We start from the raw sequence: 22517 nt of genomic DNA, 5'->3' as shown, positions 1-22517 counted from the left end.
ACTCGACAGATGCTCGTACCTTTTATGCCCTTTGGGTACACCTTTTGCGGCATGATTGGTGGGCAGAAAAGCGTTGCCCACCCTACATGACTACATGACTATATCAATTTTAAATGGAATTGCCATTTTACTCGTTCCCAAGCTCCAAGCTTGGGAACAAGCATACTAAAGCCCCAAACCCTCCAATTCATCCAACATCTGCAAAGCCCTTTTGGGATTACCGCGCAATTGGGCGGCTAAAAAGCGTTGTTTGGCATCTTCTTCCGCTAATACTTGGGTAGAAAGTTCGAACATCAGTTTATTCAGGCTGATGTCGCGCAGTTTGGCGATGTGTTTCAGGCGTTCTGCCATGTCGTCGGGTAAGCGTATGGATAAAGTGGTCATGATTTTAATAACCTCAACAAGTTTTCTGGGGTGATGACTTGGTAGCCTAGGTGTTTGAGTTCGGCTTGGGCAAAGTCCGCTGTGTTGTTGCTGACGATGTAAGCCACTCCGGCGGCAATCGCCAGTTCGACTAAATGATTATCAGCTTCGTCTTTTAAATTAGGTCGCCAGAGATAACGGGCATCTATTGGTGTGCAAACTTGCGCGAAGCCGTCCAGAAATTCCATCAGGGATACGGATGTTTGCTGGCAAAGCCGTTGAATGTTTTCTCGATTGAGCAGGTCTTGATATTCAAGATAAAGCGCGTTGCCGACAAACGGTTGCAATTCACCTAAAAGACAGCGGCGCAGCACTTCCCGGTTTGGGCCTTTTCCGCCGATTAATCCGGCGACTAATACATTGGTATCGACTACAACTTTAATCGCCATTCAAATCTGCCATCATATATGCACACTAAATAATTCTATCACAGGCCGGATTTTTTACCTTTCATCCAATTTAGCAGAGCGGGCAAACCCGCCCAAACAAAATAGTTTTTTTAAACCACCCGCCAATTCCAGCGGTTGAAATCCACCAAGGCAGGTTTATTTCAACCGCTCGCCATCCTTGCCAAGGCATCCGCCCGCTTTCGGCTAACAGCAGCCGTCAAAAACAAAGTCTATTTTTTCAATCATTTAAAAAAATCGTCAAGACTTTTCACTCGCATCAACAAGTTGGCTCGGCAATTGCTTCATTGCTGGTGTCATCACTGCTCGCTTAGGGAAACGCTATCGGTTGCAGTGAAAAAGCAGTCCGTAATTGGCCTTAATTTAGAGGATAAACGATGAGCATTAGCAGCCTATCTGCATTACCCAAAACCGGATTCGCCGGTTTGAAAGAAAACTGGAAGAGTGATTTATTGTCCGGTTTCTTGGTGTTTTTAATTGCCATGCCTTTGTGTTTGGGCATTTCGATGGCTTCCGGTTTTCCGCCTTCAGCAGGAATTATCACCGCCATTATCGGCGGCATTTTGGTATCACGTTTAAGCGGTTCGTTCGTTACCATCAACGGCCCAGCGGCGGGTTTGATTGTGGTGGTTTTGGGCGCGGTGCAAGCGCTGGGTGAAGGCGATGCTATGGCGGGCTACCGCTACACTTTGGCGGCTATCGTGGTCGCCAGTGTCTTCCAGATTTTAATGGGCTTTTTTAAAGCCGGACGCTTAAGCTCATTTTTTCCGGCATCGGTCGTCCACGGCATGTTGGCGGCGATTGGCATCATCATCATGACTAAACAGATTTTTGTGGTGATGGGCAGCTCGCCAGAAAAAGGCAGTAGTTTAATTTCAACCATGATGCAAATTCCGCAAGGCTTGATGAATTTGAATCCAGAAATTGCCATTATCGGCGGCACTGGTTTGGTGATTTTAATTATCTGGTCGATGCTGAAAAATCCGCTGTTAAAAATGATTCCTGCACCGTTGGTGGTGGTTTTGGTGGGCATTGGTTTGGGCAATTACTTTGATTTGGAACATGAACATATGTACTTGTTCTTGCCCGATACGGCTTTTTTGCCGCATCACGAAGCCATCATTGGCCCGAAATTTTTGGTCGCCATTTCCGATAATTTCATGTCTAGCTTTTACTTCCCTGATTTCTCCAAATTCGCCACGCTGGAATTTTGGGAAGCCGTGATTAGTATCTGCTTAGTAGGCAGCTTAGAAAGTTTATTGAGTGCAATGGCGGTGGATAAATTAGACCCTTACAAACGCCATTCCAATTTAGATAAAGATTTGACTGCGGTCGGTGCCGGTAATTTATTGGCAGGTTTGGTTGGCGGCTTGCCGATGATTGCCGAGATTGTGCGGAGTTCTGCCAACGTCAGCAATGGCGCAAAAACTAGTTGGGCGAACTTTTTCCACGGCTTGTTTTTATTGTTGTTCGTGGCCTTGTTCCCACGCTTAATCCATAGCATTCCCTTGGCTGCCTTAGCTTCTTTGTTAGTGTTTACTGGCTTCCGTTTGGCATCACCGAAAGAATTCGGCAAGGTGTTAAATTTGGGCAAAGAACAAATGCTGATCTTTATCATCACCATTATTGGCGTGATTGCCACCGACTTATTGGTGGGCGTGGCGATTGGTATCGTGACTAAAATCGTCATCCATTTAATTCGCGGCGTTAAGTTCAACAACTTGTTCAAAATTGAGTTCGAAATTAAACAAACCCATTCCGGCGATGTAGTGGTAGAAGTCAGTGGCGCGGCTATTTTCTCCAACATGTTGAAATTAAAAGATGCCGTATTGGCAATCGAAGCAGGCAAAACCGTGATTTTTCAATTAAACAACGCTTACATGCTGGACCACTCGGTGATGGAATTCTTCCACGATTTCCAACACGATTACGAAGGCAAAGGCGGAAAATGTCTTTTTGAAGGCTTGGAATACCACCAAGCTTATGCCGATCATCCTTTAGCAGCTCGTCGTATCGTCCAGTGGGATTAAGCTGATAAAAAACCTTTCAGGTTTTTAAAACCTGAAAGGTTTATCGCCACCGCAATGCAAGTTGGGGTTATTTACTAAGGAATCGCTGAACTAATTGATTCCATTCATGCTTCGACGAGCTCAGCACGAACGGAATCAATTAGTTACCGTTCGGCCTGAGCCTGTCGAAGGCTTTGTTCAGCAACGCCTTAACCCCAACACCTAAAAGCCACATCCGTTGGGAGGATTAATTTTCTCAACCTATTAGGAGTCAGCTCATGACTTTAGCAAGACACACCAACAACCACCCCTTCCATTTGGATACCGCCATCGAGCATATTGCCCATTGGCTGCCCACCCAAGGTCCGATTAAAGATTTCATCCACCACAACACCTTACACGCGGTACAACATTACCCGTTCCACAAAGGCGTAGCGGTTGCCGCTAAAGTGTTCGGTGCACGCAGTTATTTGCCGATGGCAGATTACCAAGCCATGTACCAAAAAGGCCGGATTAAAGATTTCGCTATTGATTGGGCCATCAAACAATCCGGTTACACGCCCGAGCATTTCCCGCTGTTACGCACCAATCTATTCATTGTTGACCACAGCCAACATTACCCGCCGATTTCCTTAGCCAACCACGGCATCCGCAATCGCTGGATCAGTCACTTGGAAGTGGATTTGAATTCGCTAGTGCATCCGGTGATGTTCCGCTTGCTGGGCAATTTTCTCGACCAAGGCATCAGCCGTTGGACTTTAGCGAAACCGGACGAATCGTTTTGGGATTGCGTGTGGCGTTTAGCGCAAAACAGCTTATTGCCGCTATACCCTTTCGATAGCTTAACCATGCGGGAAATGCTCAACGGCACACCTGATGATGTGATTGCGGCCTGCCTACATCGCTTGGTTGGCAATGAAGCCTTGTACGAACAATATCTTTTGGAAATGCTGCTAGGTCATCCAGGCTGGGCTGGTATGGTGCGCTTGATTGAACTGGATAAAAAAGCCTTGCTGGAGCGGCGCAACATTTCCCTAAAAGAAATGATTGCCGTGGAGCTGTTGGTGGAGTGGGCCATTATGGCGAAAAAACGCGGCGATCACTTTATCGCTGTCGCGCAATTGCCAGCAACAGGCGATATTCCGCTGCTTAGCGATTATGAAGAACAAGCTACTGTGCCGCTGTCGTTAAAAATCTGGCACGAAGCCATGGAATACTCGCTGCACGCGGAATTATTGGCAGGCTTGCAACGCCAACCTGCGCCTGCGGAAAAACCCAAGCCCACACCGATTGCCCAAGCGTTCTTCTGTATTGATGACCGCGAGTGTTCACTACGCCGTTATTTAGAAGAAGCCAACCCCGCCATCGAAACCTTCGGCGCGGCAGGTTTTTTCGGTATCGACTTTTTATACCAAGGTTTTGACGATGCGTATCCGGTCGCCCAATGCCCCAACATCTTAAGCCCCAAGCATTTGATTTTAGAAACCAGCTTGGCAACCGAGCCGGAAAAAAAGGCCATCACCGATGGCTTGTCAGATTTGCACATCAAACCGCATTCGCTATTCCGTGGCTGGTTGTATACGCAATTGTTAGGTTTTAGCTATGCCGGACGAATGTTGTGGGATGTGTTCCGGCCTGGCACGCAATTGGTAAAAATTCAAAAACTCAGCGAAGTCTCGGCGCACACGCATTTGCATTTATTGCGCGAAAGCGACGAACCCACCGAAGACGGGCGTTTGCTGGGCTTTTCTTACATTGAAATGGCGGACAAAATTGAAGGCTTGTTACGCAATATTGGCCTGACCAAAAACTTTGCGCCGTTGGTGGTCGTGGTCGCGCACGGCTCTAGCAGCACCAACAACCCGCATTTTGCCGCTTACGATTGCGGCGCGTGTTCCGGCAAACCCGGCGCACCCAATGCGCGGGCGTTTGCATGGATGGCGAACAGTTTGGAAGTCCGCGAAATTTTACGCGAACGCGGCATTACCATCCCTATCACCACGCTTTTCGTCGGCGCATTGCACAACACCAGCCGCGATGAAATCACCTATTTCGACCAACATTTATTGGCAGGCTACCCTACCGAAACCCTGGAAGCCTTCCAAGCAGCAATGGCGCAAGCGTTGGACAAAAACGCCTTGGAACGTTGCCGCTGGTTTGAATTGGCACCACAAGGCCACGACCACGATGATGCCCACGCCCACGTACAAGCACGGGCAACGTCGATTTTTGAACCGAGGCCTGAGCTGAACCATTCCAATAATCTCTATGCAGTCGTCGGCAGACGGCAGCTGACCAGCGGCCTGTTTTTAGACCGCCGTTCGTTCTTGCATTCTTACGATCCCAACACCGACCCCGAAGGCAACATCATCGTCAAAATCCTCTCGGCGGTGATTCCGGTGTGCGGCGGCATTAATTTGGAATATTTGTTCTCACGCGTCGATAACTCCGTGTATGGCGCTGGCACAAAATTGCCGCATAACGTCATTGGTCTGCTGGGCGTAGCCAACGGTGTCGAAGGCGATTTACGCACCGGTTTGCCGTCGCAAATGATTGAAGTCCACGAGCCGTCACGCTTGTTGATTGTGATTGAGCAAAGCACCGAACTGCTGGATAAGGCTTTCACCAAACTAGGCGCGGCCTTGATGGAATGGCTGAATAACGATTGGGTACGCTTGGCAGCCTGCCATCCTGAAAGCCGCGAGCTGTATTTTTACCACCAAAGCGGCTGGGAAAAAATCGAATTGCCTAGCGATTACCAAGTGCCGACGGCAGACAGTTCCGCCGTCATTATTCGCGGCGAACGGCACACGATTCCGGTGCATATTTTGAAAGCGGCTTAGTACCCAGTCAGTTTGGTTTTGACAGGTAAACGTAAATCCGTTCGTCCTCGACTGCACGGATGCAGGAGGTAGAGCAACGCCCCCAAGGGGGTCTAAGGACAGGTCAGTTGCCGAGAGCTTGTCGAAGGATGGGCAGATTTACGTTGGGAGCATGCAGCCTTTCTCCATTCATACTTCGACAAGCTCAGGACGAACGGAGAAAGGCTGCGCCGTTTGCAACCCAACACATCGAGGCAACAAATGTTGGGTTACGGCTATCGCCTAACCCAACCTACCAAAACTTTCGCCTTTCGCTTAATTTGGAACTCTTAAATGAACGCATTAATCCTCTCCTGCCTTTTCCTACCGTTCGTCGGCATCTTGCTGATCACGTTATTGGGCAGCTCTGAAAAGAAAATATCGGTGATTTCCTCGTGGACAACGTATGCCATGGGCTTAAGTAAAATCGCTTTGTTTGCCTTATGGGCCAACAGCGGCTTTGTCGCCCATGAGTTTGAATGGTTTACGCTGTACGAACACGGCAGCTATGAGCTACCGATTTTGTTTTATCTGGACGAAATCAGCGCGGCGTATTTGTTTGCTGTTTGGGTGATTTTTTCGGTCATCGTGCGCTATTGCCGCAATTATTTGCACCGCGAGCAAGGCTATAAACGCTTTTTCATCACCATTTTTGGTTTTGCTTTTGGCCTTAACATGGTGGTGTTGTCGGGTTCTATCGACATGTTGTTTGCGGGCTGGGAAATCGTCGGCATCTCCTCGTTTTTGTTGATTGCTTTCTACCGCGAACGTATACAACCCGTCCGCAATGCCTTACGCGCTTACACCGTGTATCGGTTTTGTGACATCGGCTTGTTGTTGGGCGCGTGGATGAGCCACCAGCTGTTCCACGAAAGTGACCATTTCAGCAACTTATCAGTATTGTTTGAACATAACGCCCCCGCACCTGCCAGCTATCCGGCCTTGTTGCTGATGTCGTTATTGGTTTTCGTTGCCGCTTCCGGCAAATCGGCACAGTTTCCGTTTTGCTTTTGGTTACCACGGGCGATGGAAGGGCCAACGCCATCCAGCGCGATTTTTTACGGCGCGTTGTCGGTGCATTTAGGGGTATTTTTATTGCTGCGTACCCTGCCGATTTGGAGCTATCACATCCTGACTTGCTCCATTTTGTTTATGATCGGCCTGCTCACCGTCATCATCGCCAGCCTTGCCGAAAAAACCCAATCCAACATCAAAGGCCAAGTGGCGTATGCGTCCATCACCCAAGTGGGCTTTATGTTTATGGAATTGGCGTTCGGTTTAGAAAGCTTGGTGCTGGTGCATTTTTTGGGCAATGCGTTTTTACGTTGTTACCAATTGCTGGTATCGCCCTCCATTGTCGCCCACGCCATGCGCGTAGAAGGTGCGATAGATACCAACATGACCGCGCCCAACGCCGCGCTGAAAGCCCGTTTACCCGTCTCTATCCGCGACACTTTGCCTGAGGTTTTGCAAAACACCTTATATGTGTTCGCCTTGCAAGAAGGCAATTTGGAATTGCTGGTGCGTTGGTTGTTGTGGTCACCGTTAAAACGCATCGGAGCACTGATAAATGCTGTCAATATTTGGGTCAAATGCCTATTGGCCGGATTGTTGATCGGTGGCTTGGTTATCTTGCAACAAGGTGACTTTATCGAAACCCAATGGCTGGCGATTCCTTTAGCCTTGGCGATGGTATTGGCATCGCTCAGCGCCTTTAGCCAAAAACACAGCTTTATCAACACATGGAACGCCGTTGCCGCCAGTTGTTTGCTGGCAGGCGCGTCGGTTTGGTTATTACACCCTGATGCGGCTTTCGACATTGCCGTGTTTGCCAGCGGTATTATTCCGTCTTGGCTATTGGGTTGGGTGGTGTTGCTGAGATTGCCTAAACCGGAAAAGTTTAAAAATATGCCTTTCGCTTATCGGGCAATGGCAGAGACCAATCCTGTACTAGCTGTCGTTTTATTTGTCAGTTTTTTAGGCTTGGTGGGCTTCCCCATTACCCCCGCATTTATCGGCGAAGACTTGCTGCTTTACCACGCCAGTAAGGAGTTTGCGTGGATTGCAGCGCTGATAGCCGTGAGTTTCGTCATCAATGGCATTGCCGCTGCGCGGATTTATCTACGGATTTGTATGGGAAAACCCGTCGAAATCAACGTTTAAACCGCCCTTTACCTATCAAAAACGGCGTCCAAAACCTATTTGGACGCCGACCAAGCCATTCACCTGCCCATCTTAAAAAGCGTTTGACTGCATTAAAGCCCGCTTATTCTCCCTATAAATTGCTTCGCCCCAAGCGGACAAATACTTTTAAAGACGCTAAGCGTTTATAATACCGCGACTGTCTTTCACAAAACCTTGCCAGCTTGGCATCACCAATTGACAGATTGTAGGTACAATAAGTACTTTAACCCCTTCCCCACTTTATCTACTGATTGCTTAAGAGCCGTTAATGGAACAATTTCAAAGAATAAGCCGCTTGCCACCTTATGTTTTTAACATCGTCAACGAGTTAAAAGCCAAAGCACGAGCGGATGGCGAGGACATTATTGATTTCGGCATGGGCAATCCCGATCAGCCAACGCCTAAACATATCGTCAATAAAATGATTGAGGCGACCCAGCGCGAAGATACGCATCGCTATTCCATGTCCAAAGGCATTCCCAGACTGAGAAAAGCCATTTGTAACTGGTACAAAACCCGTTTCGATGTGGACTTGAACCCTGAAACCGAAGCCATTGTCACCATCGGCTCCAAAGAAGGCTTGGCGCATTTGGCGTTAGCCACCTTAGGCCCTGGCGATGTGGTACTGGTACCGAACCCCGCCTACCCTATCCACCCTTACGGCGTAGTCATTGCCGGTGCGGACTTACGCCATGTACCGCTTATTCCAGGCGTGGATTTTTTTGAAGAGCTGCGCAAAGCCATTGTCGATTGCTGGCCTAAGCCCAAAATGTTGATTATCAACTTCCCGGGCAACCCGACCGCGCAATGCGTGGAACTGGATTTCTTCGAGAAAATTATCGCCTTGGCAAAAGAGCACAACATTTGGGTCGTACACGATATTGCCTATGTCGATATTGCGTTTGACGGTTACAAACCCCCGTCGATCTTGCAAATTGAAGGCGCCAAAGACATTGCCGTGGAATTTTTCTCCATGTCGAAAAGCTACAACATGCCCGGTTGGCGCGTGGGCTTCATGTGCGGCAACAAAGAATTGGTCTCGGCCTTGGCACGGATCAAATCGTATTTGGATTACGGCACGTTTACGCCCATCCAAATCGCCGCGATTGCCGCCTTGGAAGGCCCACAAGATTGCGTGGCAGAAATCTCGGAAATGTACCGCAAACGCCGCGACGTATTATGCGATGGCCTGAATGCCGCCGGTTGGCCCGTGGAAAAACCCAAAGCCACCATGTTTGTTTGGGCGAAAATCCCAGAAGCCTACCAAGCGATGGGATCACTTGAGTTCTCCAAAAAACTATTGCTGGAAGCGAAAGTGGCGGTTGCGCCCGGCATTGGCTTTGGTCAATACGGCGACGACCACGTCCGCTTTGGCCTGATCGAAAACGAACACCGTACCCGTCAGGCTATTCGCGGTATCCGCATGATGATGAAGAAAGACCAAGTCGTTTAACCTTAACCATTTCCCTCAGTCTATTCCGAGCAAACTTTATGAGATTTAACCCTTGCGCCGATCTTTGCACAAAAGATGGCACCCACTGTCAAGGTTGCGGACGTTCGCACGAAGAAATTGCAGGCACTAAGCAACTGGTTGCCAGTTTTATTGGCTTTATCCAACAGCAAGGCTACGAAAACAGCGACGAGTTTATTGATATGGTCAGTAAAAAAGTCCGCAAAAAGCTGGCACAAGCGGCAGACAAGCCCCAAACCCACTGATGGCTTGGCAAGTTTCTTTGCTTTCTGGGTCGCATCAGGCTGTTTATGAAATATAATGTTGTTTTTTGGTTAAGCGGGAGCAGATTTTGAAACCGGTAAAAGTGGGTGTATTAGGATTGGGCACTGTTGGCGGTGGTACTGTCAATGTATTGGCACGGAACGCAGCGGAAATAGCCAGACGCGCAGGTCGGGAAATTATCATCACCCGCGCTTCGGCAAAAGATTTAAACAAACCCCGTATCTGTGATACGCAAGGCATTGTTTTATCGACCGACCCGATGGACATCATCAATGACCCTGAAATTGACATCGTCCTGGAACTCATCGGTGGTGCTGGCCCTGTTAAAGACATGGTGCTACAAGCCATTGCCAACGGCAAACATGTGGTGACCGCCAACAAATCCCTGATTGCTTTGCACGGCAACGAAATTTTTGCCAAAGCCAGCGAAAAAGGCGTCATCGTCGCTTTCGAAGCGGCGGTTGCTGGCGGCATCCCCATTATCAAAGCCATCCGTGAAGGTTTAAGCGGCAACCAAATCCAATGGTTGGCAGGCATTATCAACGGCACAGGCAATTTCATCCTCACCGAAATGCGCGACAAAGGCCGTGACTTTTTCGATGTCTTGGCAGAAGCACAAGCTTTAGGCTATGCCGAAGCCGATCCAACTTTCGATGTCGAAGGCATTGATGCCGCCCACAAACTGACCATCTTGGCTTCTATCGCCTTTGGCATCCCTTTACAGTTTGAAAAAGTCTATACCGAAGGCATTACTCAAATTACCCGTGTCGATGTCGAATATGCCGAAGAATTGGGCTATCGCATCAAACACTTAGGCATTGCCCGCAAAACTGCCGAAGGCATTGAATTGCGTGTCCACCCGACCCTTATCCCCGAACGCCGCCTGATTGCCAACGTCAATGGCGTGATGAACGCCGTATTGGTGAAAGGCGATGCCGTTGGCCCTACGCTTTATTATGGCGCAGGCGCAGGTGCCGAGCCGACCGCTTCAGCGGTGGTGGCGGATGTCATTGATGTCGTCCGCGCCTTAACCAGTGACCCTGAAAACCGCGTACCGCATTTGGCTTTCCAAGCCAACCGTTTGGATGACATACAAGTACTTGGCGCAGACAGCTTCAAAACCGCTTATTACCTGCGCCTGACCGCCGAAGACAAACCGGGCGTGTTGGCTGATGTCACCAAAATTTTGGCGGCACACCACATCAGCATCGAAGCCCTCATCCAAAAACAACCGTTAAAAGACGAAACCGTGGTGCCAGTGATTATGTTGACGCAAATCACCCCAGAAAAAGAAATGAACGCCGCGATTGCCGAAATTGAGGCTTTGCCAACCGTCACCGGCAAAGTCAACCGTATCCGTCTGGAAACTTTGGGTTAGGATCATAAATCCATGCCGATGCCAACCCAATACATCACTAACGAAAACGGTGACAAAATTTCCGTCATTTTGCCGATAGCTGACTATCACGCCTTGCTGCAAACGCTGGAAGATTTAGAGGACTTGGCATTAGTGAAAGAACGCGAACCCGAAGCCAGCATTCCGCTGGCGGAAGTGGTGGAAAACCTAAAGCGGCATGGCAAAATTTGAAATCTTGGTTAAAGCGTCTGCCGAGAAGGAGCTTTTAAAATTGCCCAAGAATGTAGTCGCTGAATTGTTGACGGCGATTTATCAGCTTGCCGACAAGCCTTATCCCGACGGTGCTAAAAAATTAAAAGGCAGAAAACCGCCGTGTTTTAGGGTTCGTGTCGGCAATTACCGCATTATTTACGAAATCCAAAACCAACAATTGCTTGTCCACATCCTTGCCGTTGGACATCGCAAAGATATTTATCATTGATTAATAGGACTCCCATGACCCGCTACACCGGACTTATCGAACGCTACCGCTCTCGCCTGCCCGTTAGTGCCAACACGCGCATTATCAGCTTGGGCGAAGGCAATACGCCGTTGATACAACTGCAAAACATCCCCCGCCTGATTGGCAAAGACGTCGATATTTACGTCAAATTTGAAGGCCTAAACCCCACCGGTTCTTTCAAAGACCGTGGCATGACCATGGCGGTCACCAAAGCGGTAGAAGCCGGTAGCCAAGCGATCATTTGCGCGTCCACAGGCAACACCTCTGCCGCAGCTGCCGCTTATGCCGTCCGTGCGGGTATTAAAGCCTTCGTTCTGATTCCTGAAGGCAAAATTGCGTTGGGCAAATTGGCGCAAACCTTAATGTACGACGCCAAAATCATCCAAATCAACGGTAATTTTGACAGAGGCATGGCTTTGGTTAAAGAAGTCGCCGAGCTAGCCCCGGTCACCATCGTTAACTCGATTAACCCTTACCGCATTGAAGGCCAAAAAACGGCGGCCTTTGAAATCGTTGATGAATTGGGTTTTGCCCCCGATTACCACTGCTTGCCGGTCGGCAACGCCGGTAACATCACCGCCTACTGGAAAGGCTACACTGAATACGCCCGCTATTCGGCGACCCACACGGCAGTGACCCGCAGTTTGCCCATCATGTGTGGCTACCAAGCCGCCGGTGCCGCGCCCTTTGTGGCAGGCCACCCGATTGAAAACCCTGAAACGTTGGCAACCGCCATCCGCATCGGCAACCCGCAATCTTGGGATTTGGCTTGGAACGTGCAGAAAGAATCCGGCGGTTGGTTTGATAAGTTTTCTGACGAACAAATCTTGGCGGCGCAAAAAATGTTGTCGCAATTTGAAGGTGTCTTCTGCGAACCCGCTTCCGCCACTTCCTTGGCAGGTGCCTTGCATGACATCAGCATCGGTAAAATCCCAGAAGGCAGCCGCATTGTTTGTACACTGACCGGCAACGGCATTAAAGACCCTGAAATTGCCATGCAGCAATGTGCCGAGGCCAAACCGGTCACCATTGACGCCAATTTGGACGATGTTAAAAAAGCGATTTTAGATAGCTTGTAATCATCGTAGGGCATAACGGCTATTTGCCGTTATGCCCATGCCAAATCCCCGCCTTCCGCCCCGCCCAACCAACAAATTTCCCCTTGCATCATTGACAAAACCCCGCTGTGGGTTCATATCAATGGTATCCCGTTGCACAAAAACGGACTTTGATTTGCTTGCCACAGCAATAAGTGGCGTCTTAACGTGCCGAGAAAATGCTATGAATCTATTCCGCATCGGTTTGCTTGCTGTCTTGGTAAGCCTAATAGCCGCATTTTTCCTCTCTGACTTGCCGCATTATTTCACCTTGGAGTGGCTGCAAGCAAAACAGGCCGATATGACCGCTTATCGGCAGCAACACCCTGCCCTCGCCAGCCTGATTTACGGGCTGATTTACATTGCGGTCACCGCCTTGTCATTGCCTGGCGCGGCCTTGCTGACCTTGGCTGGCGGTGCTGTTTTCGGGCTGTTTTGGGGAACGGTACTGGTTTCTTTCGCCTCCAGCCTAGGCGCGACACTGGCTTTTTTATCCGCACGTTATCTGTTTAGGGACGCTGTTAAAGCCCGGTTTGCCGACCGCCTAAAAGTCATCGACGCCGGCATCGCCAAAGATGGCGCACTGTATTTGTTTAGCTTGCGGTTGGTGCCGGTCTTCCCGTTCTTTTTAATTAACGTGCTGATGGGTTTAAGCCCGCTAAAAACCCGAACCTTTTATTGGGTCAGCCAAGTGGGCATGTTGGCGGGTACGCTGGTTTACGTGAATGCGGGTACCCAACTGGGGCAACTGCATTCTTTATCAGGCATTTTGCTGCCCGATATTCTTGGCGCATTGATACTCTTGGGCGTTTTTCCGTTACTGTCGAAGAAATCGGCCGATTTTTTTAACGCCAAAAAAATATACGCCGCGTGGCAAAAACCCAAGCATTTCGACACCAATATGGTTGTGATCGGTGCGGGCGCGGGTGGCTTGGTAACGGCCTACCTTGCCGCCGCCAGCCAAGCGAAAGTCACCTTAATTGAAAAACACCAAATGGGTGGCGATTGCCTCAACACCGGCTGCGTACCCTCAAAAAGCCTGATCCGCACCGCAAAATGGCTTGCCGAACTCAAACGCGCCAAGGATTTTGGCATTAAAAGCGCCAGCGCCGAGTTCGACTTTGCCGACATCATGGCCCGCGTTCAAGCAACCATCAAGCGCATCGCCCCGCACGACTCCGTTCAACGTTATACCGATTTAGGCGTTGACGTGCTGATAGGCGAGGCCAAAATCCTTTCCCCTTGGCAAGTGAGCGTTACCGAAGCAGGCGCAACCCGTATCATCTCAACCCGCGCCATTGTCATCGCCACCGGCGCACGGCCTTGGCTACCGCCGATCGAAGGTCTTGCTGACATGGCCTACTTCACCTCAGAAACCATCTGGACATTGCGCAAGCTGCCCAAGCGTTTGCTGGTGTTGGGCGGCGGGGCAATGGGTTGCGAATTGGCGCAATGCTTCGCCCGGTTTGGCGCAGAAGTCACTGTCGTGGAAATCGCACCGCGCTTATTGGCACATGAAGATGAAGATGTTTCCAACGTTATCGCCAGCCAATTCCAGCAAGAAGGCATCCAGCTGCGACTTGCCCATGTTGCGAAAGGTTTTGTTACCGAAAATGGCGAAAAAATCTTACTGGCGGAACACCAAGGCAAAACCGAACGGATAGCTTTCGACGAAGTGTTGCTGGCACTGGGCCGCGCAGCCAATTTGACAGGCTACGGCATTGAGGAATTGGGCATTGCGCTTTCGGAACATCACACCGTTGCCACCAATGATTTCCAACAAACCAACTACCCCAACATTTTTGCTTGCGGCGATGTGGCAGGGCCTTTCCAACTGACCCACGTTGCCGCTCATCAGGCTTGGTACGCCGCCGTCAATGCGCTGTTCGGGCAATTTAAAAAATTCCGTACCGACTACACCGCCATCCCTTGGTCAATCTTTACCGATCCCGAAGTGGCCAGAGTCGGCATAAACGAACAAGAAGCCCGTGCGCAAGGCATTGCCTATGAAACCAGCCTTTACCCGCTGGATGATCTGGACCGCGCCATTATTGACGGCGAAACCCAAGGGTTTATCAAAGTGCTGACGCCGCCCGACAGTGACCGTATTTTGGGTGTAACGCTGGTAGGTACGAATGCGGGCGATTTATTAGCCGAATTTGTCTTGGCTATGCAGTGCAAAATTGGGCTTAACAAACTGCTTGGCACGCTACATATTTATCCCACCAAAGCGGAAGCCAATAAATATGTGGCGGGGGTTTGGAAACGTAAACAGGTGCCGAAAATGCTGTTGCCCGTCTTAAAGCGTTTCCATGCTTGGCAACGCGGACAATAAAAAAGGAGTCCAAAACAGGTTTTGAACTCCTTATTGGCTAACGCTTATTTTTTAGCTTTTTCGGCGGGCTTAGCCGCTGCAGCTTCAGGTGTTGCCGCCGCATCCAACAAAATGTCAGACTTGTTTTTCTCCAAGGTTTTTTCGCCGATGCCAGGTACATTTAACAAATCTTCAGCTGTTTTAAACGCCCCTTTTTCTTCGCGGTATTTCACAATCGCCTCGGCTTTTTTAAGGCCAATGCCGTTCAACGCATCGGCAATCGTGTTCGCATCAGCGGTATTGATATTGACCGGTGCGGCACACACACCAAACCCCGCTGCAAACGCCACCACCATCACAACCACTTTCATAAACGCTTTCATAAATTCTCCAATTGTTATCCATTAAACTTTAAGTGATGAAAAACCTAACTCGACATTAGATTGTTCGAAAAAAGTCTAGCCAGATACCAGAAAATTTAAACGTTAATATTACCTTGACTTGTTTTGAAAAAATGATCTGAAAAAATCACTAACGACAATCCAACCGCGTTAAAGCCCAAATCGTTAAATTAAGCAATCCATTTAAAAACTATGATGAAGCATTAAGAGTCATTCGTGGTGAGCCTGTCGAACCATGAATAACCTAACTTAACGGCATCAGCACTTAAACCACTTGGATAGCCCGGCAAAGCCAAGGATAATAAGCCTATCCCACTTTACCCAAGGAAATATCATGAGCAATGTCTTCAGTTTTACCGGCACAATCGGGCGCGATGCCGAAGTGCGTTACACCGCCAGCGGTATGGCGGTCCTTAGCGTTACCGTTGCCAACAACATTGGCTTTGGCGACAAACAACAAACCTTATGGCTTAGGGTTTCCTTATTTGGCAAACGCGCCGAAGGCTCACTACAAAACTACCTGAAAAAAGGCCAGCAAGTGTTCGTCTCTGGCGAACTGAGCCAAAACGAATACAAAGCCAACGACGGCAGCACCAAAACCAGCTTGGAAGTGGTTGCCAACATTATCGACTTGGTTGGCAAACGCAATGAAGGCGGCGCGTCATACCCCGCCGCCGAACCCAGACAAGCCGCGCCCAGCAAACCACAAAGCATGGCGCACGATAATTTTGATGAACCTTATGACGACGACATCCCGTTCTAACCGCTTAAGCTAAAGCCGATGGGCTGGCAACTAGCCCATCGTTCCGTTAAGCAAAGCCTATTCAGAATCAAGACCTCATCCCACCATGTCAGAGCCAACCCAAAACCACCCCGCCAAACTGCGCATCAGCGACAGCAGCCTGCTGGTACCGCTGGCGAAAAGCAAAAAGCTGCAAGCCTTGACAGGCCAATCCTCGCCCAAGCCCCTAGCCACCGCTCCTGCGGAACACAGCCAGTTTCCCGATTTAAAACCCGACGTAGCGGCACAATTACGCACCGCCCGCGCCCTCATCGACCAACAAATTGCGGGCATCGTGGCGGCTTATCCACCCGCCATGAAAAACCGCTTGTTCAAAATCAGATACGGATCGCTAGAAGCCATCAAAGCCCAAAGCATCAAACAGACCTTCAAAAACCTCAACTTGGACGCCAACCGCGTCGATATGCGCTTGCTGGCGGGTTTGGATTATTTTGGCAAGCCCTGCGCTTAACCACCGCAAAAGCTAGCGCGCCTGCAAAACCGAACTGCACAAGGCGGGCAACACCGGTGGCTGGTAAGGCGCAGGCTTCTTACCGGTCGGGCTTTTCGCCTCTGCCGAAAACCACCACGCCAAACCGGCATCGCAACCATCGCCCGCTGGCAGCGGCTCTTGGCTTTGGCAATAAGGATTATTGGCGGGGCATTTTAAGCGCACATGGAAATGGTCATCGTGCTTCCACCACGGGCGGATTTTTCGTAACCATGCCGAATTGCCGCTGCGTTTATTGCACAACTCACGCTTAATGCTGGGGTTGACAAAAATACGGTCAACCTCAGGCATCAACGCCGCCGCCTGCAAGATTTTCTCATTGGCGGGCGACCACTCGCGGTAATTGATCACATCAGAACTGCCCAGCAACACCGACGGCGCACTCCACGTTTCCCGCTCGTTAGCCGTTAAAATGCGGCTTGCCGCCTGTTTGGACAACAAAAACCAAATATCCACATCCAAACCCGTCTGATGGCTGCGGTGTCCGCTTAACGTAGGGCCGCCACGCACCTGCCCCAAATCGCCAATCAGCAACGCGCCCATGCCTTGGCTAGCCGTATAAGCACCCAAATTTTCAATAAACTGCTTAAGGTCCGGATGCCCATAAGCGCGGTTTCTGGACAAACGCATCAGCTGAAAACCCAAACCCTCGCGGGCAATCGCCACCGCGCCGCTGATGCAACCGCCGTTATACGTACCAATCGCTTGACTGGTCGGGCCTATCTGCGCCGGATGCGTGGCTTTTGCCCAATCTGCCGCCGAATTGCCCCACGCAGCGGTCACACTACCCGCCAAACACCCTATAGAAAAAATTAACACTTTGATCTTAAACACAAAAAACCCACCTAAAATGAAAAACTTGCCACCCAAGCAAATAGCGGCATGATAATACCGCCAAGCCCACATAATGCCTATAATATCGCGTTTATCGGCAACCCCACCCAACACCGCCATCAGGCGTAGGTAACGTAATGAATAAAGCACTTGCAACACTGGCTGTTTTCGCCACCCTCAACCTACTGGCTTGCAGCAGCCAACCCAGCAAAGACACGCCCGCCGTCACAGCTGCCCCCGAAGCCAGCACCGCCACAGCACCCGCCGCACCACAACAACCACCGGTAATAGCCAACGAAAAATACATGCAAGAAGGCCAAAACCCGCCGATGTCGATCAAACAAGGCAAAAAAACCTTGGGGCTGGTCAGAATTATGGACGGCGGTGTCTGCAAAAACCCACAACAAGGCACACGCGGCAGCTTTTTAATCTACGCCGACCTTGACGACATCAAACACATTAAAAAACAAAAAGGCGAAAAAATCTTTGCCGAATTTGAAACCAAAATCCAAGAATTTTCCGCCGAAGCCCTACAAGAAGCCGTTGACCAAACCAACCTAGGCCAAGACCCGTTCGTGCTGGACAACCAAGAAGCACAAGACAAACTCGCCAAGCAACTGGATAGCCAATTTCAAAAAGCCGTTGCTGGCGCGTTGAAACAATTTAAAAAAGACCACCACTTAACCGTAGACGTGGTCGCCTTCCAACCCTCATTCATCTTTTTCCAAAGCGGCTGCGACACCGCCTTTATTGAACAGGAAAACCCTGAAGATGCTGCGCCGGTGAAGTAAGGGCAACCCGAAATTAGCGGCAAAAAATTAATTGCTTGCACAAAAAAGGAGTGAAAAAACATGTTTTTTCACTCCACAGCCCCTACAAACACCCCATCAAACAGGCTCCCAAGGCCAGCGGCGCAAACGGCCTTGCGCGTCTTGGCCTTGGTAAAACACATAACGCCAAGCTTCATCGGAATAATCCACCACTTCCCAGTTTATCTCTGGGTTATCGCTGTCCAGATTGGTATTGGCTAAGCTCAGGTATTGCGCTTGTGGGCTAAACTTGGCGGGCAAATGGTAAAACGCCCGTAAGGCTTTGCCGTCAGTTGCCCGCCATAGCCGCACACCATCATTACCCGCCGATACAATGGTTTTATCGTCCGGCGACCACTCACAGAGCCTGACCCAGCCTTCATGGCCTGCTAGCGTGTTGCGCAAGCCGCCGTTGGCAGCATCCCAGAGCTTGACTGTGCCGTCAACGGACGAGCTCGCCAGCACTCTGCCATCCGGCGACCACGCACAGTGGCTGACCCCGCCTTTATGGCCTGCTAGCGTGTTGCGCAAGCCGCCGTTGGCAGCATCCCAGAGCTTGACCGTGCGGTCACCGGACGCGCTCGCCAGTACTCTGCCATTCGGCGACCACGCACAGTAGGTGAACCCGGCTTTATGGCCTCCCAGCGTGACTCGCAAGCCGCCGCTGGCGGCATCCCAGAGCTTGATAGAGCCGTCAACGGACGCGCTCGCCAGCACTCTGCCATTCGGCGACCACGCACAGTGACTGACCCAGCGATCATGGCCTGCCAGGGGGGCGTGCAAGCTGCCGTTGGTGGCATCCCAGAGCTTGATCTTGCCGTTACTGCCCGCGCTTGCCAGCATCGTGCCGTTCGGCGACCACGCACAGTAGGTGATCCGGGCTTTATGGTCTGCCAGCGTGGCGCGTAAGCTGCCGCTGGTGGCATCCCAGAGCTTGACCGTGCCATCACCGGACGCGCTTGCCAGCACCGTACCGTCCGGCGACCAAGCGCAGCGGCTTACCCTGCTTTGATGGCCTACCAGTGTGGCACGCAAACCGCCACTGGCGGCATCCCAGAGCTTGACTGTGTTGTGACTACTCACGCTCGCCAGTATTTTGCCGTCTGGCGACCACGCACATTGCCTGACCTCTTCTCCATGGCATACCAGTGAGATGCGTAACCTTCCGCTGGTGGTATCCCAGAGATTGACTGTGTGGTCATCGGACGCACTCGCCAGCACCGTGTCGTTCGGCGACCAAGCACAATCGTTGACCAACCTAGTGTCGATCAAATCTACGTTTGTTACCAATTTGGCAAGTGATTGGGGCTTGGCTTCTTGTAATTGGCCTTGCACCCGGCAGGCAACGCTATCGAAATCGCCGCCTATGTTATTAAAAGCCACACCTGTCATTTGGCAACGGCGCCATTCGGCTTTTTTTGCGTTAGAAAAACCAAAATCAGCTTCGCTAAAGTCGGTATTTCTAAACACCGAGGATACTAAATCGGCGCGCTGGAATTGCGCATTGCAGGCACTGCTGTTATGCCATTCGCTAAACGACAAATCGCTATAGTTGAAAATCGCGCCATCCGCCCGTAGCCCAAACCAAGTGCTGTGCTTTAAATCGGCACTCGTAAAATCAGCTTGGCTAATATCGAAAGCAGTTGCAGCTTCGGGAATGTGCAAATGGTCTAGCTTTGCACCTTGCAATTGGCAGCCACGTAAACTGATGCACGGATAGCCGGATCGATGGGCGCGAATCGCATAGTCGAACAGCAATTCGCTGGCTTGTGCTTGGTAGCGTTGGCTTAGTGTACTCAAAGTTGCCAAGGCTAGGGCTTGTTGCTCGCCTTGCAACAGTTCGCCGAGGAAATCCAAGGTTTCTACCGTCGGTAACGGCATCATCCAGGCAGCGGCATCGCCTTGTTTCAAGGCGCGGTAAAGATAAGCCGCCAGCGCGTATTCTTGGATGGAGGTATGGGCAAAACGGAAATTCTGCTCGCCTTCACGGACGATGAGCATGGCGGTACGCAGGTCTTCAATCAGTTCTTCCAAACGTTGTTGGATGTCTTTGGGTTTTGCGTGGCTGAGTCCGTAATCGCGCAGCCAACGCGGATTATTGTGGATGTAATCTTTCGCCCAGTCTTCCAGTTCGTCCACCGCCCAACTGCGGATACCACGACGATGCAATTCAGCGGCTAAAGCTTCCAGCAGTTCGCGTTTGTGGGCGTGGCTGAATTGAGCTTTGGCGACATCCCGCTCCAGCACTTGCTCTAACAGTTCGTAGTAAAAATCGCTGGCGAGTAAAGCCTTACCTTGTTGGGTTTTGCGCTGCTCCAAGCGAGGCCACAATTCGGTGATGTATCTTAGGTTTAACGGACGTTTCGCCAAATCGCCCAAGTTATGGACTTGTTTAATCACGTCTTTAATGCGTTGGCTTTGCGTGGCAAAGTTTTGTTCGATGTATTGGTCGATTTGTTCGTCGGTCAGCGGCAACAGCCATAACACATGGTAATCCTGAGCGCGGAAACCATCCCGGCCTTGTCCTGTATAAAAATTGGCTTCTTTGGTAACAGTGCGGAAGTAATGGCTGCGGCAAGTCAGTAATAATTTGCCGACAGGCAGTTGCCGTTTCCGGCGTTCGGCAACATGGTTGGGCGGCAAGGCATTCCAAATAGTGCGCAGGAATTCGTCGCCCGTGCGGCTATCGACAGTGGTCAGCACTTCGTCAAGGCCATCAAAAATCACTAAAGCGTGGTCTTCGCGCACCGCTTGCAAGACTTGTTGGGCGGTAAAAGTATCTTGGTTGCTGACGTCTTGGAAATTACGGCGGATCAGTTCGTTGATAATGGTTTCGATGGTGTCGGTGGCTAAGGTGGCACGTTCGCGGAGGTTGCGAAGGTCAAAATAGATAATCGGCGGTACGTCTTCGCCAGCGGCGCGGCGGTGTTGGTTATCCAGCACCAGTTTTTGGCAAAGCGTGGTTTTGCCCATGCCATATTCCGCCAGCACTGTGGCGTAGGCGGTTTTGCTGGGGTCTTGAAACCATGCCATCAAGTTGTCGAGCGCAATTACCGAATTATCTGCTTCGCTGGGTGCGGCTTCGCCTAGCAAACCCGTTTGGGCCCGCCATTCCGCCAGTATTTTTTCACGGAGATGGGGGTCAAAATTGGCAACATCGAAGTTGGGGCGGTGTGGTGTATCTAGTAATTCTTGAACAAGGTCTTCTGGCAAGCAGATGTCTTCGCAAGTTTTTGTGGGTTTTAATTTGCTTTTGGTTTTCTTTTTTGGGCTGGATAGGCTGGTTTCGTTGGTGGGTGCTGAAATTTGCTGCATAGCTTCGTCAATAAATTTATCAACAAATTGCAGCACAAATGCTGCTTTGCCGACGCTATCGAGTTCGCTAAACGCTTGGTTGTTTTGATGGAAATATTGCAGTTTTTCCAGATTGGCTGGGATGTGCTTTTTAGGCAGAATGGGTTTCAGTAATAGTGGCGCGAGATAAGCTTTTTTAAGAAGCTTGGGCAATTCGTGGTCGCGGATGAAATCGCTGCCAAAAAATCCTGGCGAAAATAGCAAAATGCCGCAGTGGCTTTCATCTAAGGCTTGGTTAATTTGCGTTATATAGTTTTTGCCTAAACTTAAACCGTCATCACGCCAAATAGTGCATTGCACGTTTTGTATGGGTTTTAGGTGTTGCTGCAATAAGGTAAAGAAGCTTTCGGCAGTTTTGTTATCGTCTTCGGCATCGACATGCGCGTAACTGACGAAGCATTTCAGCAGCATTAAGGCGCGTTGCGGGATGACATCCAGTATTTGTGAGGTGGCGTAACTGGCGGCAACGCTGAAACGCTCGGTGTTTTCGTGGAATTCTTCCAGTTCTTTATCCAATTCTTCCGCTGTTGACAGCAGGCTAAATTGGCGTTCGCTGATCGGCTTGTGTTTGTTGCCTGTGCTGATGGCAAGCGGCGAGTTATGCGCTTTTAGGGCGTTATTGATAGCAAATAGCAATTGCCGAAAATCATTTTTGGCTTTGCTTTCGTCCGCTTCCGGGTAAAGGATTTGGAAAATCTGCGCCAAGTTGGGCGTGGGGTTGGTTTTTAAAATGCCGATCAGTTGTTTTAAACGGCTGGCGTGGGCGTTGGGTAAGGCAAGTTTTTCGAGTTGCTGAATGGCGGGCATGGCGGCTTCCTCGTGGTGGTTTTGAGGTAGCTTAGCAAATCGTTTTAATCGTTGCAACGATTAAAACGATTAAAGAAAGCCATCAAGCTATCCACACATCAGCAATCCCAGAAATCCTTTTGGAACGGTTC

Annotated in this window: 18 protein-coding genes; 13 read left to right on the top strand and 5 right to left on the bottom strand. The window is 50.2% G+C overall.

Annotated elements, in window-relative coordinates; translation table 11 throughout:
• Positions 1-165: 165 nt before the first annotated feature.
• On the bottom strand, positions 166-384 hold the full coding sequence (locus ACYQ1O_RS14425) for a CopG family ribbon-helix-helix protein (RefSeq protein ID WP_459992710.1): 219 nt from the start codon (positions 382-384) through the stop codon (positions 166-168).
• Positions 381-812, bottom strand: coding sequence for a putative toxin-antitoxin system toxin component, PIN family (locus ACYQ1O_RS14420; protein WP_459992709.1), 432 nt, complete (start codon positions 810-812; stop codon positions 381-383). Before ACYQ1O_RS14420 ends, ACYQ1O_RS14425 begins: the two co-directional genes overlap by 4 nt.
• 395 nt (positions 813-1207) lie before the next feature.
• On the opposite strand from ACYQ1O_RS14420, the gene ACYQ1O_RS14415 reads away from it, so the two are divergent.
• The 10 genes from ACYQ1O_RS14415 (at position 1208) to ACYQ1O_RS14370 (ending at position 14910) form a co-directional block, all read left to right on the top strand.
• Positions 1208-2860: a SulP family inorganic anion transporter gene (locus ACYQ1O_RS14415; protein ID WP_459992707.1), complete on the top strand. Its 1653-nt coding sequence runs from the start codon at positions 1208-1210 to the stop codon at positions 2858-2860.
• A 257-nt stretch (positions 2861-3117) separates the two neighbouring features.
• Entirely contained in the window at positions 3118-5682 is a 2565-nt protein-coding gene (locus ACYQ1O_RS14410; RefSeq protein WP_459992705.1) for a YbcC family protein, read from the top strand.
• A gap of 312 nt (positions 5683-5994) precedes the next feature.
• On the top strand, positions 5995-7863 hold the full coding sequence (locus tag ACYQ1O_RS14405; protein ID WP_459992704.1) for a proton-conducting transporter transmembrane domain-containing protein: 1869 nt from the start codon (positions 5995-5997) through the stop codon (positions 7861-7863).
• Between the two features lie 289 nt (positions 7864-8152).
• A complete protein-coding gene (gene alaC / locus ACYQ1O_RS14400) occupies positions 8153-9337 on the top strand; it encodes an alanine transaminase (RefSeq protein WP_459992703.1) in 1185 nt (394 codons plus the stop codon).
• 38 nt (positions 9338-9375) lie between these two features.
• Positions 9376-9600: a DUF1289 domain-containing protein gene (locus ACYQ1O_RS14395; protein ID WP_459992701.1), complete on the top strand. Its 225-nt coding sequence runs from the start codon at positions 9376-9378 to the stop codon at positions 9598-9600.
• 86 nt (positions 9601-9686) lie between these two features.
• Entirely contained in the window at positions 9687-10997 is a 1311-nt protein-coding gene (locus ACYQ1O_RS14390; protein ID WP_459992698.1) for a homoserine dehydrogenase, read from the top strand.
• A gap of 12 nt (positions 10998-11009) precedes the next feature.
• Positions 11010-11207, top strand: coding sequence for a hypothetical protein (locus ACYQ1O_RS14385; protein ID WP_459992696.1), 198 nt, complete (start codon positions 11010-11012; stop codon positions 11205-11207).
• Positions 11194-11457, top strand: coding sequence for a type II toxin-antitoxin system RelE family toxin (locus ACYQ1O_RS14380; RefSeq protein ID WP_459992695.1), 264 nt, complete (start codon positions 11194-11196; stop codon positions 11455-11457). Before ACYQ1O_RS14385 ends, ACYQ1O_RS14380 begins: the two co-directional genes overlap by 14 nt.
• A 14-nt stretch (positions 11458-11471) precedes the next feature.
• Positions 11472-12557 carry a threonine synthase gene (gene thrC, locus ACYQ1O_RS14375; protein ID WP_459992694.1) on the top strand — a complete coding sequence of 362 codons (1086 nt, stop codon included), beginning with the start codon at positions 11472-11474 and terminating at the stop codon, positions 12555-12557.
• Between the two features lie 202 nt (positions 12558-12759).
• A complete protein-coding gene (locus ACYQ1O_RS14370) occupies positions 12760-14910 on the top strand; it encodes a dihydrolipoyl dehydrogenase family protein (protein ID WP_459992692.1) in 2151 nt (716 codons plus the stop codon).
• Positions 14911-14954: 44 nt separating this feature from the next.
• On the opposite strand, the gene ACYQ1O_RS14365 is transcribed toward ACYQ1O_RS14370, so the two are convergent.
• Complete coding sequence (locus ACYQ1O_RS14365) at positions 14955-15272, bottom strand: ComEA family DNA-binding protein (protein WP_459992690.1); 318 nt, start codon at positions 15270-15272, stop codon at positions 14955-14957.
• A gap of 352 nt (positions 15273-15624) precedes the next feature.
• Between ACYQ1O_RS14365 and ACYQ1O_RS14360 the strand changes: the two genes are divergently transcribed.
• Both ACYQ1O_RS14360 and ACYQ1O_RS14355 read left to right on the top strand, forming a co-directional pair.
• Positions 15625-16053 carry a single-stranded DNA-binding protein gene (locus ACYQ1O_RS14360; protein ID WP_459992689.1) on the top strand — a complete coding sequence of 143 codons (429 nt, stop codon included), beginning with the start codon at positions 15625-15627 and terminating at the stop codon, positions 16051-16053.
• Between the two features lie 85 nt (positions 16054-16138).
• Complete coding sequence (locus ACYQ1O_RS14355; RefSeq protein WP_459992688.1) at positions 16139-16543, top strand: hypothetical protein; 405 nt, start codon at positions 16139-16141, stop codon at positions 16541-16543.
• A 12-nt stretch (positions 16544-16555) separates the two neighbouring features.
• Here ACYQ1O_RS14355 and mepA read toward each other — a convergent pair whose 3' ends face one another.
• Positions 16556-17566, bottom strand: coding sequence for a penicillin-insensitive murein endopeptidase (gene mepA / locus ACYQ1O_RS14350; RefSeq protein ID WP_459992686.1), 1011 nt, complete (start codon positions 17564-17566; stop codon positions 16556-16558).
• Between mepA and ACYQ1O_RS14345 the strand changes: the two genes are divergently transcribed.
• Positions 17554-18207: a hypothetical protein gene (locus ACYQ1O_RS14345; protein ID WP_459992684.1), complete on the top strand. Its 654-nt coding sequence runs from the start codon at positions 17554-17556 to the stop codon at positions 18205-18207. The two genes, mepA and ACYQ1O_RS14345, sit on opposite strands and share 13 nt — an antisense overlap.
• Positions 18208-18303: 96 nt before the next feature.
• On the opposite strand, the gene ACYQ1O_RS14340 is transcribed toward ACYQ1O_RS14345, so the two are convergent.
• A complete protein-coding gene (locus ACYQ1O_RS14340; RefSeq protein ID WP_459992683.1) occupies positions 18304-22386 on the bottom strand; it encodes a WD40 domain-containing protein in 4083 nt (1360 codons plus the stop codon).
• Positions 22387-22517: the final 131 nt, after the last annotated feature.

The sequence above is a fragment of the Methylosoma difficile genome (assembly GCF_054657615.1).
The sequence above is the reverse complement of the archived record's forward strand: the minus strand, read 5'-3'. Positions and strand labels throughout refer to the sequence as shown.